We start from the raw sequence: 14,326 nt of genomic DNA, 5'->3' as shown, positions 1-14,326 counted from the left end.
CCGATGAATCATAAATTTACCTTATAAGTCAGTATTCTATCGTAATCAGCGGAAAACCGATCGTAATACGAGTATCCTGATGCTCCTCATCTTCATGCACAGCCATCTGCATATGCACCTGATGCTCACCACTTTGAACTGCCAGAGGCAGCTGCGGTGCTTCATAGGATACAGCCACCGTCGTCGCATCTGTATATCTTTCTTTTGCCTTCATGGACAAGCTTCCTGCTAAACGTGTCTCTGTCAGCTTCATCAGTTGGTCCACGGGCTCATTTGATTTCAGCGAATGCTGAATGGACGTATTCCATACTGCTTGTACTCCCACAGCCGCCAATTGCTCAGCACAAAGCTCATGCAGGCGGATTAACTGCTCACGTCCTGCATTGCTACTCTCCAGTTGAACGACCGTATACCATTGACCCGCAAGCTGTTCCATTACGTTCAAGCGGATTTTCAGTTCTCCGCTACCGCCAACCGAACGATACACTGTGTGTCCGTTTTCCTCTACCTTGTTTACGGCGGGAATATTTAGTTGATCGGCTATCCGGGCCGCCATGGCTGCCGGATCATCACCGTAAGAAGTCCAGTCACCTTGCCATTTCACAACCAGCTTATCCAGTGTACCAGGAGCCTGATCCGAGACGGTCAATACAGAGCGCAAATCCGTTTCTGCCTTGCGGGAATACGAGTCATATTCAGTCGTTTGAAACGTCCCATAACGCCAGCCTACGAGTAACAGCACCGTTCCGAACACTGCAATAGCTACCATCCCTTTTTTGATAACCTCTGCTTTTAACATCGTCGTTCCTCCCGCTCCACAAGCATCCGATTCTTACCGGCATATTCTTGGCGCTTTTTCGGCTGGCTTGGAATCTATCAATCTATCAATAGCTTTCCCGTTGCCGGAGGTTTTATACACGCAAAACGCAGAAGCCCACGTTTAAAAAATTATCGTTTACCTGCTGGGTGTTCGACCATACGTTATAGGCATCGTGAGAATAGACTATGATCACAACGTATCTTATACAGAAAGAGGTGAAATCATGTTTCCCATATATCCTGTAAATGAAGCCAATGTGGCACCTCATGGTGGACGATTGGTCTGTGCTGTTCTGCATGACGGAACACGACATGTTGGTATTCTCAGCGGGTGTGGCAAAGGCAAGTTGATGTTAAACGGGTATCCATCCTCCTTCTCCAACAGTCCCAATGCCGGAAACTATAATAACAAGGGAAAACAAGAAGCCAAGAAGATATCCTCTAAAAAGAAAAAACGAAACTCTAAAAACAAAGTACGTTCCTCTGCCAAAATAAACAGCTTAATCAAACCTCGCAGTGAGCCCTTAAGTCCGTCCTTTCCCTATGACACAGGTGGATTTGCCGGAAATAGCTACGGTGGATATGGACACGGAGCTGGACTTGTGCTGGATCTGGCCTTAATCGCTTTTCTGTTCTTACTTATTTAAATACCGTTTTCAAGAGCACAAAAAAACCGGAGAACTAATACAAGTCTCCGGTTCATTGTATTTCCCTATTTAAATTGTGGAACCTGTTCAACAGCGTAGAAGTGCTCCACTCTTTGGTATCTCATAGTATTAGTCCGTTCTACACGCTACTCTGCTAATCCGTTTTTGTAGGCATAGATTGCCGCCTGTGTGCGGTCCTCCACTCCCAGCTTGGCGAGAAGATTGGTGACATGGAATTTAACTGTCTTAATCCCGATGATCAGCTCATCCGCAATATCCTGATTGGATTTACCTTGTGCTAACAGCCGAAGCACTTCCATTTCACGATCCGTCAGTTCCGCATGCGCAGGCGCTTCAGCCTGTGGCTGTCGAAATCGGTTCATCATCTTGGAAGCAACCTGCGACTCCAGCACGGATTGTCCGCGTGCCGCTGCACGGATCGCATCCGCAACCTCGGATGCACGGGACGTTTTGAGCAGATAGCTGAACGCACCCGCTTCAATAACCGGATACATTTTCTCATCGTCCAAATAACTCGTCAGTACGATGACCTTCGTCTCTGGAAGCAGGCGTGTCACTTGGCGAGTCGTTTCGATTCCATCCATACCGTCCATAACCAGATCCATTAAAATTACGTCCGGCTTATACTCTGTAGCCAGTCGTATGCCTTCTTCCCCACTCCCGGCCTCGCCTACCACTTCAATGCCATCTTCCGTGCCCAGCACCGCCGCCAGACCAATTCGTACCATTTCATGGTCGTCTACCAGCAGTACGCTAATCGGCAATTCCGTTTCCATGATCATCGTTCCTTCCGCTTTCATCATTTAAAACCGGCACCGATACCTCAATTCGTGTCCCTTTCCCCAGGGCCGTTATATATTGGATAGCTCCCCCAATCTCGCTGACACGCTCCTGCATTGTGGACAATCCATACGAAGTCTGCTTTTTCTCATCCAGCTCGAATCCAATTCCGTTATCCCTAATCGTTAATCGAACGGAATCCGTGCGTTGCACGATACGAATCTCCATACGGCTTGCTTTGGCATGACGCAACGTGTTGGACATCGCTTCCTGAACAATGCGAAACAAATGATTCTCAATGCCTTTAACCAACTGTACTCCGCTCTCCATCTCAAAATCAATCTCCATGGGAACCTTGGCCTGCAATTCCTGTATCAAATCACGTAATCCCTGCTCCAGCCGCTTGCCTTCCAGATAAACAGGCCGTAGATGAAGCAGCAACGCTCGCATTTCGGATTGCGCCACCGAGGACATTTCTTCAATCAATGCAACCTGACGCTGCGCCTTATCAAAATCCTTATCCAGCGTCCTGCCTACAGCCGTTGCCGTCATCGAAATCGCAAACAATTGCTGTGACACTGCATCATGTAGCTCCCTCGCCAATCGTTGCCTTTCTTCGACAATCGCGGTCACTCTGGCCTGTTCTGCCAGCTGTGCATTGTTGGTGGACAAGCGTTGTAAAGAAGTAACCTGCTCTTGCCATTTGCGCCCGATTCGCTCCAGTTGCTCACCCAGCCTGCCCAACTCATCATGACCCAGTGGCGGCAGCTCCCGAGCAGGTGTCCCCTTTTCCCACATCAGTAGCGTCTCCCGCAGCTTTTCCAGCCTGCTTTTGAAGCGGTAGCTCTCATAAAAACCGTATATTGCCCCGGTGCCAATCAGTACCATGACAACGGCTCCCGCAAATTTCAGTATCATTCCCCAGGTCGGGAACGACTTTACATAACCATATGTATACAGCATATAAATGACGACCGCGCCCACAACAACACACAGGAGGATACCTTCACCCATACTGCGGGTTACCATATTGGACGTTTTTTTATGATTCATCCTGGCTCCTCCTGATTCAATAAAATCGGAAACGGACATCGCCCGCCAAGTACGAAACGACAAACTTCACCTTATATTCACTCTCCGCATAATTAGGAGACCTCACAACCAAACGATTGAGCATACCCGCCTCATGATCCCGGTCAAAGTGAATCTGCCCAAACAATACGAAGATCTCCACCTCTACACCGTAATTATCCGGCAGCGTGATATCAATATCACCGAAGATCCCCTGCAAAAATACAACCGGTTCACGTTCTTCCAGAATGGCCAGCGTTAGATCTGCGTCCACATCCCCAACCACATGCCATATACTCGTGCTCCGCAAGCTCCACGGAACTTCATCCCATTTATGATTGGATATGAAATTGTGCTTAAATATCGAGCTTTGGCCCTTATGCAGCTTTCTTGAACGTGAATAGAATACAGCTAATGATGCCAGTGTAACTACCACAAACAGAAACAAATGATCCAGCACCAACAGTCCGGCCCCAATCGCGAGCATCGTGTAACCCTTTTTAATCTTGGAATTGCGAATCTTATATATTCCAGTCAACATCAGGATCAGTGCAACCACGGAGAGGAATCCAATCCACTGACCGAATAAAATGATAACTCCGATGGCGATCCCTGCCAGTGCCAAGGCTGATTTTCTTCTCTCCATGCTGCACCCCCCTTTTTGTTTATACAGGAATGAAAAGCCATAGTGGCGCGATATTTCGGCCATATGGCTTTCCCGAACCATACAGATTGAGCACGATCATTGACCAGTGTCCATTCCATACAGCATATCATAATGTCTTATTTTCGAGTAGTCAGTCCTTCTTGATATCTACTGGTTTAGCACCCGTTTGAATTTTGGATTTGAGCTGTTGAAGCTGCTCATCCACTTTGAACTGTTTTTCAGCCTCAGCCGGGTTGACATAAGCTTCCCCCGGAGCTTGACGGTAAGGGGCACGCAGCACGTCAGCTTCTGCTTCCAATTGCATAATTTTTTCTTCCATCCGGTGGAAGCCTAGCGAAGCAGAACCGCTTTCAATGGTATGCAGACTGTTGATCTGCGATAATTGCTTTTTCGCCTTCGCCATTTGAGCACGGGATACCAACTCATTGCGCTTGTTGCGCATTTTGTAGAATTCATCCTTCATATCGTGAAGCTGTTGTACCAGTTCTTTGGCTTGAAGCTCGGCTTGAGTGTGCAGATCACGGTACTCATCCTGCTTTTGTGCAAAATAAATCTTTTCGCCCAGCAGCTTACGTGCTACTTCCTCCTGGCCGTTCCGCAACGCGGATTCTGCTTGTTGTTCACGCTCATTAGATACTCGTACTGCTTCCTCCAAGCGCTGTTTCATGCGACGTTCATTTGCCATTTGCTTGGCTACCGTTACTTCGGCCTCGTGAATTTCCGCCTCCATATCGCGCAGATATTGGTTCAGCATAATAATCGGGTCTTCCACTTTATCCAGCACTTCATTCACCGATGCTCTTGTCATATCCTTCATTCTTTTAAAGATTCCCATTATTTACGATCTCCCTTCTCGAATTGCTCTACTTTTTTGCGTAACTCTGCCAACTCTTTTTTCATTGCTTTTTTCTCGATATCTTCCATCATGGAATCCAGATCACTGTTAGGACCTGTGTTAAATTTGGAGGAATGGCGGGCATCTTGACCAAAAGATTGGCTCGTATTACCGTATGCTCCACCTTGATTGTAGCCAGTACCCGGTCCGTATTGCGATCCGGTGCTGTTCCCGCCATAATAGCGTGAGTCCTGTTGGTTGTAAGGCCCGCTGTTGGGACCAAATCCTCCATCATAAGGAGATCTCGGCTCCTTGGAGATAACCAATGCCGCAATCACATAAATCATAAACGTGGTTCCTGCTGTAATAAAGAAACTGATCACAACCAGAATACGAATCCACGTTGAGTCCATCCCTGTTGCATCAGAAAGACCGCCGCATACACCTGTTAATACTCTATCCCGGTTTGATCGGTAAATTCGGGTCATAATCAACTTACTCCTTCCCGCTGTTGTTCAGCTTACTTTTCAGTCTCGCCCACTCTTGTTCGAGCAGCGATCCACCGCCTTGGGCATCCAGCTGACTGCCTTCTCCCCGCCGCAAATCACGTAGGCTCAGCGTTTCTGCTTCCATATCAGCTACCCGGTCTTCCAAGCGGTTGAACATTCGGGGAACATTTCGTCCACCGTATGTACCTGCCCGTTCGTTCATCTGCTGCTGGAGTCTCAACGTTTGTACACGTGCCGCATAATACTGACGCTTGCTGTTTACCGTTTGATATTCCGTTTTTAAGGTATCCAGCTGTTGCTCCAGCTCACACAACGATTCACGGCTCTGCTCCCACAGTTCTCTGTACTGTTCTTCTTTTTCCGCATACAACATTTTCTCCTGGAGGGCCAGCTTCGCAACATGCTCTTCATCAGCCTTTAAAGCCAGCAGCGCCTGTTCCTCCCGTTTAATCTGCATGGACACTGCGTGATCCAGCTGTTGCTTCATCTGTCTTGTGTGCACTGCGTATTGCTGATGAAGCTTTTCCGCTTCTGCAATATCCTTGCGGGTGTTATACAAGAACTGGTCAATCAGTTGTATCGGATCTTGACTTTGTTCCAAATGCTCATTAAAGGTCGCTACGGTAATATCACGCATTCTACGAAAAACACTCATTTGCTTCTGCTCCTTTCACATTTCGTATTTTCATATCTTCATACTTTCGTTTCTGTAATTCACATTCACCCGCAAGTCCATCAATCTTAATAACGTCTTCTGCGGTCACTCAGTAGTGAAACACCGAATATGATTAACCCGATTGCCAGCAGTGGCCCCAAAAGCCAGGACAGTTTGCCGAGTAAAACGAGTACGCCAATTACAAGTACGATCCATCCGAAGACCACATTTCCTCTTTTCACACCGTAGTAACCTAACATGATCATCGCTATCGGGATTAAGTAACCGATCAAGTGTCCTACAAAGTGACCGAAAAACGGAGTAAACTTACCGAGCAGCATAATCGAACCCAATACAATCAGTACAATAGCCAACCCATTCCCTTTGTTAACTCTCATCATCTCTCACCGCCTTTCACTGTGTCTTGCTTATGTCCTTATTGTACGCTGATCTGGAGTTCTCCAAAACGGACCCCAGACGGTTTTTGAACCTAGACCTAAGTCGGGGGTGCATACAGACCTGCGGCTATCACCCTCTATGTTGTTCTGCCGCACGGGCTGTTGGGTGTTGCTCACCCGCTTGCTTGGAGCGTAGTGAAAGGACGAGACAAGCCAGTAACACTATAGCTGCAACCATATAAGGCAAGTTAATATGAACATCAAACAGCAGTCCTGCAATCAGTGGTCCGATCACATTACCCAAACTTGTATGAGATGAATTCATTCCAGCCACAAACCCCTGCTCATCCCCGGCCTGCCGTGACAAGGATGTGCTTACAGCCGGACGAAGGATGTCCATGGCCAGGAAAATGATGAAGGTCGTCAACATAATCATGGCATAATGTTCGGCAAACAGTGTCAGAAAAATGAATAATCCCGCAACAGCCAGACAGATATGAATGATCTTTTTCTCGCCAAAACGATTAATAATCCAGCCAAATATAGTCGCTTGGACAACTGCCCTCAGAATGGAGCCTGTCGTTATAATGATGGCAATATCCATCGGTGTAAAACCATATTTATGGTCAACAAACAGTCCAAATACCGTTTCAAAGTTAGCTAAGCCAAAAGCAACGACAAATACAATGAGTAAACCCATGAAAAAAGGAGATTGATATGGCTTGACAAATTGCTGCAAAAGGTTTTCCTTCTGACGTGGAAGCTCTCTATTGTACTGTTTCTTTTCCTTGCTTACGGATTCAGGCAGCACTAACAGGGAGAAGATAGCAGCTATTCCCGCGGCTCCTGCGGCTGCAAAGAAGGGAATGCGTATTCCATAGATGATCGTTACTGATAATTCACTCGGTTTTTCTAATCATATCGTCGCTTGTACGTTCAATGAGCGTTTCTAAAATGAGTGTCTCGGACGAAAAATTTTCATATAAAGTACGCTTGCTGATAGCCAGCCTTTTCGCAAGATCATCCATTGTAAATTTCAGACCACTCTCACGCGCTTCCTCTAAAAAAGCTTCCAAGATTCTCTCCTGCATACTCATCCCCACTTCCTATGCACCTAATAAACTATATGGACAGTTTTTATATTCCAAGTATGTATTAAAAATTGCAGCCAGCATTATGATTAAAATCTAAAAAAAAAGAGTTATGAAATTACTGATATCAGCAATTTCATAACTCTTTTGGTATACCGGCGAGAGGACTCGAACCTCCACGGTTTCCCACTCGATTTTGAGTCGAGCGCGTCTGCCATTCCGCCACGCCGGCATATATAATTATGGAGGCGCCACCCAGACTCGAACTGGGGATAAAGCTTTTGCAGAGCTTTGCCTTACCACTTGGCTATGGCGCCAAAGTATAACGAAGCGGACGACGGGAATCGAACCCGCGACCCTCGCCTTGGCAAGGCGATGCTCTACCGCTGAGCCACGTCCGCATTAAGATGGCTGGGGATATAGGATTTGAACCTATGCATGACGGAGTCAAAGTCCGTTGCCTTACCGCTTGGCTAATCCCCATTAAAGGTAAAGGGCGACCGATGGGGCTTGAACCCACGAATGCCGGAGTCACAGTCCGGTGCGTTAACCACTTCGCCACGATCGCCGCAAAGACAAAAAAATTTGGCAGGGGCAGCAGGAATTGAACCCACACCAACGGTTTTGGAGACCGTTGTTCTACCTTTAAACTATGCCCCTATAAAACTGGTGGAGGATGATGGATTCGAACCACCGAACCCGTAAGGGAGCAGATTTACAGTCTGATGCGTTTGGCCACTTCGCTAATCCTCCAAAAATGGTGCCGGCGAGAGGACTTGAACCCCCAACCTACTGATTACAAGTCAGTTGCTCTACCAGTTGAGCTACACCGGCACATAAATTATTTAATTAAAAGTGGCTCGGGACGGAATCGAACCGCCGACACGAGGATTTTCAGTCCTCTGCTCTACCGACTGAGCTACCGAGCCCTATTCTAAGACTCTTCGACAAATATTATATTACTAAAATGGCGGAACTGACGGGATTCGAACCCGCGATCTCCTGCGTGACAGGCAGGCATGTTAGGCCTCTACACCACAGTTCCAAGGGTATTTCCTAAGGGAAATTAATTGCGGGGACAGGATTTGAACCTGTGACCTTCGGGTTATGAGCCCGACGAGCTACCGAACTGCTCCACCCCGCGACAATAATAAGTATTCAATTTTCCAAGTGGTGGAGGCTGAGGGGCTCGAACCCCCGACCCTCTGCTTGTAAGGCAGATGCTCTCCCAGCTGAGCTAAGCCTCCACAACGCAACACTTCACATATTATACCATTACAAGCTTTTTATTTCAAGCTCTTTTATAGAATAGTTAATGACCCGTAGGGGAATCGAACCCCTGTTACCTCCGTGAAAGGGAGGTGTCTTAACCGCTTGACCAACGGGCCACACAATAAATAATATCTGGCGGAGAGAGAGGGATTCGAACCCTCGAGACGCTTTTGGCGCCTACACGATTTCCAATCGTGCTCCTTCGGCCAACTCGGACACCTCTCCATATGGCTCCCCGAACAGGACTCGAACCTGTGACAACTCGATTAACAGTCGAGTGCTCTACCAACTGAGCTATCAGGGAATAACAAACATTTGTTTCAAGGTTACACCCTGAAAACTGGATCCGAAACTCCATTGCATTTTATTCTTTAGGATAAGCCCTCGACCGATTAGTATTGGTCAGCTCCATGCATTACTGCACTTCCACCCCCAACCTATCTACCTCGTCGTCTTCAAGGGGTCTTACTAATTGGGAAATCTCATCTTGAGGGGGGCTTCACGCTTAGATGCTTTCAGCGCTTATCCCTTCCGTACATAGCTACCCAGCGGTGCTCCTGGCGGAACAACTGGTACACCAGCGGTACGTCCATCCCGGTCCTCTCGTACTAAGGACAGCTCCTCTCAAATTTCCTACGCCCACGACAGATAGGGACCGAACTGTCTCACGACGTTCTGAACCCAGCTCGCGTACCGCTTTAATGGGCGAACAGCCCAACCCTTGGGACCTACTTCAGCCCCAGGATGCGATGAGCCGACATCGAGGTGCCAAACCTCCCCGTCGATGTGGACTCTTGGGGGAGATAAGCCTGTTATCCCCAGGGTAGCTTTTATCCGTTGAGCGATGGCCCTTCCATGCGGTACCACCGGATCACTAAGCCCGACTTTCGTCCCTGCTCGACTTGTAGGTCTCGCAGTCAAGCTCCCTTCTGCCTTTGCACTCTTCGAATGATTTCCAACCATTCTGAGGGAACCTTGGGCGCCTCCGTTACTCTTTAGGAGGCGACCGCCCCAGTCAAACTGCCCACCTGACACTGTCCTCGCACCGGATTACGGTACCAAGTTAGAACCTAGATACGATCAGGGTGGTATCCCAAGGATGCCTCCTCTCAAGCTGGCGCTCAAGTCTCTTAGGCTCCCACCTATCCTGTACAGATCGTACCCAAATTCAATATCAAGCTGCAGTAAAGCTCCATGGGGTCTTTCCGTCTTGTCGCGGGTAACCTGCATCTTCACAGGTATTAAAATTTCACCGGATCTCTCGTTGAGACAGCGCCCAAGTCGTTACGCCATTCGTGCGGGTCAGAATTTACCTGACAAGGAATTTCGCTACCTTAGGACCGTTATAGTTACGGCCGCCGTTTACTGGGGCTTCGGTTCATAGCTTCGCCCGAAGGACTTACCACTCCCCTTAACCTTCCAGCACCGGGCAGGCGTCAGCCCGTATACTTCGCCTTGCGGCTTCGCACAGACCTGTGTTTTTGCTAAACAGTCGCTTGGGCCTTTTCACTGCGGCCCCCTCGGCTATTCACCCTACCGAGGCACCCCTTCTCCCGAAGTTACGGGGTCATTTTGCCGAGTTCCTTAACGAGAGTTCTTCCGCGCGCCTTAGAATTCTCTTCTCGCCTACCTGTGTCGGTTTGCGGTACGGGCACCTTCTCCTGGCTAGAGGCTTTTCTTGGCAGTCTGAGATCATGACCTTCGCTACTGTAATTTTCGCTCCCCATCACAGCCCAGCCTTACGATGTGCGGATTTGCCTACACACCAGCCTCACTGCTTAGACGGACATCCATCAGTCCGCGTCACTACCCTACTGCGTCACCCCATCGCTCATAACGGATTACGGTGGTACAGGAATTTCGACCTGTTGTCCTTCGACTACGCCTATCGGCCTCGCCTTAGGTCCCGACTTACCCTGAGCGGACGAACCTTCCTCAGGAACCCTTAGGCTTTCGGCGGATCTGATTCTCACAGATCTTTTCGTTACTCATACCGGCATTCTCACTTGAATGCAGTCCAGCGCTCCTTACGGTACACCTTCAACCCGCATTCAACGCTCCCCTACCCCTGATACCTAAGTATCAAGCCATAGCTTCGGTGGCGTGTTTAGCCCCGTTACATTTTCGGCGCAGAGTCACTCGACCAGTGAGCTATTACGCACTCTTTCAATGGTGGCTGCTTCTAAGCCAACATCCTGGTTGTCTGTGCAACTCCACATCCTTTCCCACTTAACACACACTTGGGGACCTTAGCTGATGGTCTGGGCTGTTTCCCTTTCGACAATGGATCTTAGCACTCACTGTCTGACTCCCGGAACTAAGTCTATGGCATTCGGAGTTTGACTGAGCTTGGTAACCCTTGCGGGCCCCGCACCCAATCAGTGCTCTACCTCCACGACTCTCTTTTCCGAGGCTAGCCCTAAAGCTATTTCGGGGAGAACCAGCTATCTCCGGGTTCGATTGGAATTTCTCCGCTACCCCCACCTCATCCCCGCATTTTTCAACATGCGTGGGTTCGGGCCTCCAGTGCGTGTTACCGCACCTTCACCCTGGACAGGGGTAGATCACCCGGTTTCGGGTCTACGTCCACGTACTCATTCGCCCTATTCAGACTCGCTTTCGCTGCGGCTTCAGCTCTTCACCTTAACCTTGCACGGGAACGTAACTCGCCGGTTCATTCTACAAAAGGCACGCCATCACCCATACATAGGGCTCTGACTTCTTGTAAGCACACGGTTTCAGGATCTATTTCACTCCCCTTCCGGGGTGCTTTTCACCTTTCCCTCACGGTACTGCTTCACTATCGGTCGCCAGGGAGTATTTAGCCTTGGCAGATGGTCCTGCCGGATTCATACGGGGTTTCACGTGCCCCGCACTACTCGGGATCCGTCTCGGAGGGAACAGGTTTTGAATTACAGGGCTTTTACCTTCTCTGGCGGGCCTTTCCAGACCTCTTCATCTAACCGGTTCCTTTGTAACTCCATGTGAGACGTCCCACAACCCCAAGGAGCAAGCTCCTTGGTTTGGGCTAATCCGCGTTCGCTCGCCGCTACTGACGGAATCACTATTGTTTTCTCTTCCTCAGGGTACTTAGATGTTTCAGTTCCCCTGGTATGCCTCTGTTCTGCCTATGTATTCAGCAGAAAGTGACTGTCGATGAAGACAGCCGGGTTTCCCCATTCGGACATCCCCGGATCAAAGCTTGCTTACAGCTCCCCGAGGCTTTATCGTTGTTCGCCACGTCCTTCGTCGGCTCCTGGCGCCTAGGCATCCTCCGTGTGCTCTTTGTAGCTTAACCTAGACTTTTCTTTCAAAGAAAGAAAATATCGATGTTCGATAAAGAATGATGTTTGCCAAAGGCAAAAGATCTTTCCTTACCTGCTACCTTTATTTCACTTGTTTACACAAGATCAGCGTAAAGGAATATTCTAAAACGCAATTTCGTTTCGGTATCCAGTTTTCAAGGTGCACTTTTCCGGTTTTTAAGGCCGGATGAATATCATATCAAATTCCTCAACACTTGAATACAAGTATATGTTGGAAACGCTATGTGAGAGATTGAACTCTCAAAACTGAGCAACGAGTGAGTAGTTTTTTTGAAGCTTACGCTTCATATTTGAATGTTTCCGTTGCAGGAAACGATTCTCCATAGAAAGGAGGTGATCCAGCCGCACCTTCCGATACGGCTACCTTGTTACGACTTCACCCCAATCATCTACCCCACCTTCGGCGGCTGGCTCCCTTGCGGGTTACCCCACCGACTTCGGGTGTTGTAAACTCTCGTGGTGTGACGGGCGGTGTGTACAAGACCCGGGAACGTATTCACCGCGGCATGCTGATCCGCGATTACTAGCAATTCCGACTTCATGCAGGCGAGTTGCAGCCTGCAATCCGAACTGAGACCGGCTTTTCTAGGATTCGCTCCAGATCGCTCTTTCGCTTCCCGTTGTACCGGCCATTGTAGTACGTGTGTAGCCCAGGTCATAAGGGGCATGATGATTTGACGTCATCCCCACCTTCCTCCGGTTTGTCACCGGCAGTCTGCTTAGAGTGCCCAGCTTGACCTGCTGGCAACTAAGCATAAGGGTTGCGCTCGTTGCGGGACTTAACCCAACATCTCACGACACGAGCTGACGACAACCATGCACCACCTGTCTCCCCTGTCCCGAAGGAAAGGTCTATCTCTAGACCGATCAGGGGGATGTCAAGACCTGGTAAGGTTCTTCGCGTTGCTTCGAATTAAACCACATACTCCACTGCTTGTGCGGGTCCCCGTCAATTCCTTTGAGTTTCAGTCTTGCGACCGTACTCCCCAGGCGGAATGCTTAATGTGTTAACTTCGGCACCAAGGGTATCGAAACCCCTAACACCTAGCATTCATCGTTTACGGCGTGGACTACCAGGGTATCTAATCCTGTTTGCTCCCCACGCTTTCGCGCCTCAGCGTCAGTTACAGCCCAGAGAGTCGCCTTCGCCACTGGTGTTCCTCCACATATCTACGCATTTCACCGCTACACGTGGAATTCCACTCTCCTCTTCTGCACTCAAGCTCCCCAGTTTCCAGTGCGACCCGAAGTTGAGCCTCGGGATTAAACACCAGACTTAAAGAGCCGCCTGCGCGCGCTTTACGCCCAATAATTCCGGACAACGCTTGCCCCCTACGTATTACCGCGGCTGCTGGCACGTAGTTAGCCGGGGCTTTCTTCTCAGGTACCGTCACTCTTGTAGCAGTTACTCTACAAGACGTTCTTCCCTGGCAACAGAGCTTTACGATCCGAAAACCTTCATCACTCACGCGGCGTTGCTCCGTCAGGCTTTCGCCCATTGCGGAAGATTCCCTACTGCTGCCTCCCGTAGGAGTCTGGGCCGTGTCTCAGTCCCAGTGTGGCCGATCACCCTCTCAGGTCGGCTACGCATCGTCGCCTTGGTAGGCCATTACCCCACCAACTAGCTAATGCGCCGCAGGCCCATCCATCAGTGACAGATTGCTCCGTCTTTCCTCCCCTCCCCATGCAGGGAAAGGATGTATCCGGTATTAGCTACCGTTTCCGGTAGTTATCCCAGTCTGATAGGCAGGTTGCCTACGTGTTACTCACCCGTCCGCCGCTAGGTTGTTGTAGAAGCAAGCTTCCACAACAACCCCGCTCGACTTGCATGTATTAGGCACGCCGCCAGCGTTCGTCCTGAGCCAGGATCAAACTCTCCATTAAAGACCAACCGAAGTTGGTATATAGAAAGAGCGATTCGCTCATTTTGAAACTGACGAGATAAAATATCTCTTTTACACTCCGATTTCATACAACCTTGCGGTATGCAACGAAATCTTCGTGGCTGATTTTGCGAACAAAATCATTTACTCACTCGTTGTTCAGTTTTCAAAGATCAAACCTACATGATATCTTGCTTTTGCCTTGCTTCGTTTCACCACCGCGTTTCAGCGGCGACTTAAATAATGTAACACATAACCTCATTTTACGTCAAGCATTTTTTTAAAATTTATTTTCATGCTTGTTTGCAACATACTTATCCTGCTGTAAACAGGTCTAAATTATTCATGCCGC

General features: G+C 48.9%; 9 protein-coding genes, 15 tRNA genes, 2 rRNA genes and 2 pseudogenes. 1 reads left to right on the top strand and 27 read right to left on the bottom strand.

Features of this window, described 5'->3' with window-relative positions; all coding sequences use genetic code 11:
• Positions 1-28: 28 nt before the first annotated feature.
• The gene (locus tag ASL14_RS17470; protein WP_134912751.1) at positions 29-799 is read right to left on the bottom strand and encodes a YwmB family TATA-box binding protein; all 771 of its coding nucleotides are present in this window, start codon (positions 797-799) and stop codon (positions 29-31) included.
• Positions 800-1,043: 244 nt separating this feature from the next.
• Between ASL14_RS17470 and ASL14_RS17465 the strand changes: the two genes are divergently transcribed.
• Positions 1,044-1,466 (top strand): hypothetical protein, encoded by a 423-nt coding sequence (locus tag ASL14_RS17465; protein WP_134912749.1) that lies wholly within the window; start codon positions 1,044-1,046, stop codon positions 1,464-1,466.
• Positions 1,467-1,612: 146 nt separating this feature from the next.
• Here ASL14_RS17465 and ASL14_RS17460 read toward each other — a convergent pair whose 3' ends face one another.
• The 26 genes and pseudogenes from ASL14_RS17460 to ASL14_RS17335 all read right to left on the bottom strand — a co-directional run bounded on the left by ASL14_RS17460 (position 1,613) and on the right by ASL14_RS17335 (position 13,975).
• The gene (locus ASL14_RS17460; protein WP_025686553.1) at positions 1,613-2,263 is read right to left on the bottom strand and encodes a response regulator; all 651 of its coding nucleotides are present in this window, start codon (positions 2,261-2,263) and stop codon (positions 1,613-1,615) included.
• On the bottom strand, positions 2,241-3,320 hold the full coding sequence (locus tag ASL14_RS17455) for a sensor histidine kinase (protein WP_134912747.1): 1,080 nt from the start codon (positions 3,318-3,320) through the stop codon (positions 2,241-2,243). Before ASL14_RS17455 ends, ASL14_RS17460 begins: the two co-directional genes overlap by 23 nt.
• A 16-nt stretch (positions 3,321-3,336) precedes the next feature.
• Positions 3,337-3,984: a cell wall-active antibiotics response protein LiaF gene (gene liaF / locus ASL14_RS17450; protein ID WP_134912745.1), complete on the bottom strand. Its 648-nt coding sequence runs from the start codon at positions 3,982-3,984 to the stop codon at positions 3,337-3,339.
• 151 nt (positions 3,985-4,135) lie between these two features.
• A complete protein-coding gene (locus ASL14_RS17445) occupies positions 4,136-4,840 on the bottom strand; it encodes a PspA/IM30 family protein (protein WP_025686556.1) in 705 nt (234 codons plus the stop codon).
• Positions 4,840-5,328, bottom strand: a complete 489-nt coding sequence (locus ASL14_RS17440) for a PspC domain-containing protein (RefSeq protein ID WP_134912743.1) — start codon at positions 5,326-5,328, stop codon at positions 4,840-4,842. Before ASL14_RS17440 ends, ASL14_RS17445 begins: the two co-directional genes overlap by 1 nt.
• Before the next feature lie 7 nt (positions 5,329-5,335).
• Complete coding sequence (locus ASL14_RS17435; RefSeq protein ID WP_134912741.1) at positions 5,336-6,004, bottom strand: PspA/IM30 family protein; 669 nt, start codon at positions 6,002-6,004, stop codon at positions 5,336-5,338.
• 86 nt (positions 6,005-6,090) lie between these two features.
• Positions 6,091-6,402 carry a LiaF transmembrane domain-containing protein gene (locus ASL14_RS17430; protein ID WP_025686559.1) on the bottom strand — a complete coding sequence of 104 codons (312 nt, stop codon included), beginning with the start codon at positions 6,400-6,402 and terminating at the stop codon, positions 6,091-6,093.
• Positions 6,403-6,532: 130 nt separating this feature from the next.
• Positions 6,533-7,282 (bottom strand): annotated as a pseudogene (locus ASL14_RS17425) (MFS transporter); the annotation flags it as partial.
• Between the two features lie 22 nt (positions 7,283-7,304).
• Positions 7,305-7,493: pseudogene (locus ASL14_RS17420) on the bottom strand (TetR/AcrR family transcriptional regulator); the annotation flags it as partial.
• A gap of 153 nt (positions 7,494-7,646) precedes the next feature.
• A tRNA-Leu gene (locus tag ASL14_RS17415) sits at positions 7,647-7,725 on the bottom strand.
• A gap of 11 nt (positions 7,726-7,736) precedes the next feature.
• Positions 7,737-7,810, bottom strand: a tRNA-Cys gene (locus tag ASL14_RS17410).
• Positions 7,811-7,822: 12 nt separating this feature from the next.
• Positions 7,823-7,894, bottom strand: a tRNA-Gly gene (locus ASL14_RS17405).
• A 7-nt stretch (positions 7,895-7,901) separates the two neighbouring features.
• Positions 7,902-7,976 (bottom strand) — tRNA-Gln (locus tag ASL14_RS17400).
• 12 nt (positions 7,977-7,988) lie between these two features.
• Positions 7,989-8,061 (bottom strand) — tRNA-His (locus tag ASL14_RS17395).
• Positions 8,062-8,079: 18 nt separating this feature from the next.
• Positions 8,080-8,153 (bottom strand) — tRNA-Trp (locus ASL14_RS17390).
• A 7-nt stretch (positions 8,154-8,160) separates the two neighbouring features.
• Positions 8,161-8,246: transfer RNA gene (locus tag ASL14_RS17385), tRNA-Tyr, on the bottom strand.
• A 5-nt stretch (positions 8,247-8,251) separates the two neighbouring features.
• Positions 8,252-8,327: transfer RNA gene (locus tag ASL14_RS17380), tRNA-Thr, on the bottom strand.
• Positions 8,328-8,349: 22 nt separating this feature from the next.
• Positions 8,350-8,422, bottom strand: a tRNA-Phe gene (locus tag ASL14_RS17375).
• 39 nt (positions 8,423-8,461) lie between these two features.
• Positions 8,462-8,538 (bottom strand) — tRNA-Asp (locus tag ASL14_RS17370).
• Positions 8,539-8,563: 25 nt separating this feature from the next.
• Positions 8,564-8,637: transfer RNA gene (locus ASL14_RS17365), tRNA-Met, on the bottom strand.
• Positions 8,638-8,664: 27 nt separating this feature from the next.
• A tRNA-Val gene (locus ASL14_RS17360) sits at positions 8,665-8,740 on the bottom strand.
• A gap of 69 nt (positions 8,741-8,809) precedes the next feature.
• Positions 8,810-8,881 (bottom strand) — tRNA-Glu (locus tag ASL14_RS17355).
• A gap of 17 nt (positions 8,882-8,898) precedes the next feature.
• Positions 8,899-8,990: transfer RNA gene (locus ASL14_RS17350), tRNA-Ser, on the bottom strand.
• A 3-nt stretch (positions 8,991-8,993) separates the two neighbouring features.
• Positions 8,994-9,069 (bottom strand) — tRNA-Asn (locus ASL14_RS17345).
• A 68-nt stretch (positions 9,070-9,137) separates the two neighbouring features.
• Positions 9,138-12,063, bottom strand: a 23S ribosomal RNA gene (locus tag ASL14_RS17340).
• A 354-nt stretch (positions 12,064-12,417) separates the two neighbouring features.
• A 16S ribosomal RNA gene (locus ASL14_RS17335) occupies positions 12,418-13,975 on the bottom strand.
• The 16S and 23S rRNA genes sit together here with 15 tRNA genes alongside, the layout of an rRNA operon.
• Positions 13,976-14,326 lie beyond the last annotated feature (351 nt).

This window comes from Paenibacillus sp. IHB B 3084, assembly GCF_001447315.1.
In the GTDB taxonomy this organism is placed as follows: domain Bacteria; phylum Bacillota; class Bacilli; order Paenibacillales; family Paenibacillaceae; genus Paenibacillus.
The sequence above is the reverse complement of the archived record's forward strand: the minus strand, read 5'-3'. Positions and strand labels throughout refer to the sequence as shown.

Bases quoted from the DNA above. Each gene is read 5' to 3' on its own strand.
- ASL14_RS17445 (WP_025686556.1), bottom strand. From the start codon at position 4,840: ATGGGAATCTTTAAAAGAATGAAGGATATGACAAGAGCATCGGTGAAT.
- ASL14_RS17460 (WP_025686553.1), bottom strand. From the start codon at position 2,263: ATGGAAACGGAATTGCCGATTAGCGTACTGCTGGTAGACGACCATGAA.
- ASL14_RS17465 (WP_134912749.1), top strand. From the start codon at position 1,044: ATGTTTCCCATATATCCTGTAAATGAAGCCAATGTGGCACCTCATGGT.
- ASL14_RS17470 (WP_134912751.1), bottom strand. From the start codon at position 799: ATGTTAAAAGCAGAGGTTATCAAAAAAGGGATGGTAGCTATTGCAGTG.
- liaF (WP_134912745.1), bottom strand. From the start codon at position 3,984: ATGGAGAGAAGAAAATCAGCCTTGGCACTGGCAGGGATCGCCATCGGA.
- ASL14_RS17430 (WP_025686559.1), bottom strand. From the start codon at position 6,402: ATGAGAGTTAACAAAGGGAATGGGTTGGCTATTGTACTGATTGTATTG.
- ASL14_RS17455 (WP_134912747.1), bottom strand. From the start codon at position 3,320: ATGAATCATAAAAAAACGTCCAATATGGTAACCCGCAGTATGGGTGAA.
- ASL14_RS17435 (WP_134912741.1), bottom strand. From the start codon at position 6,004: ATGAGTGTTTTTCGTAGAATGCGTGATATTACCGTAGCGACCTTTAAT.
- ASL14_RS17440 (WP_134912743.1), bottom strand. From the start codon at position 5,328: ATGACCCGAATTTACCGATCAAACCGGGATAGAGTATTAACAGGTGTA.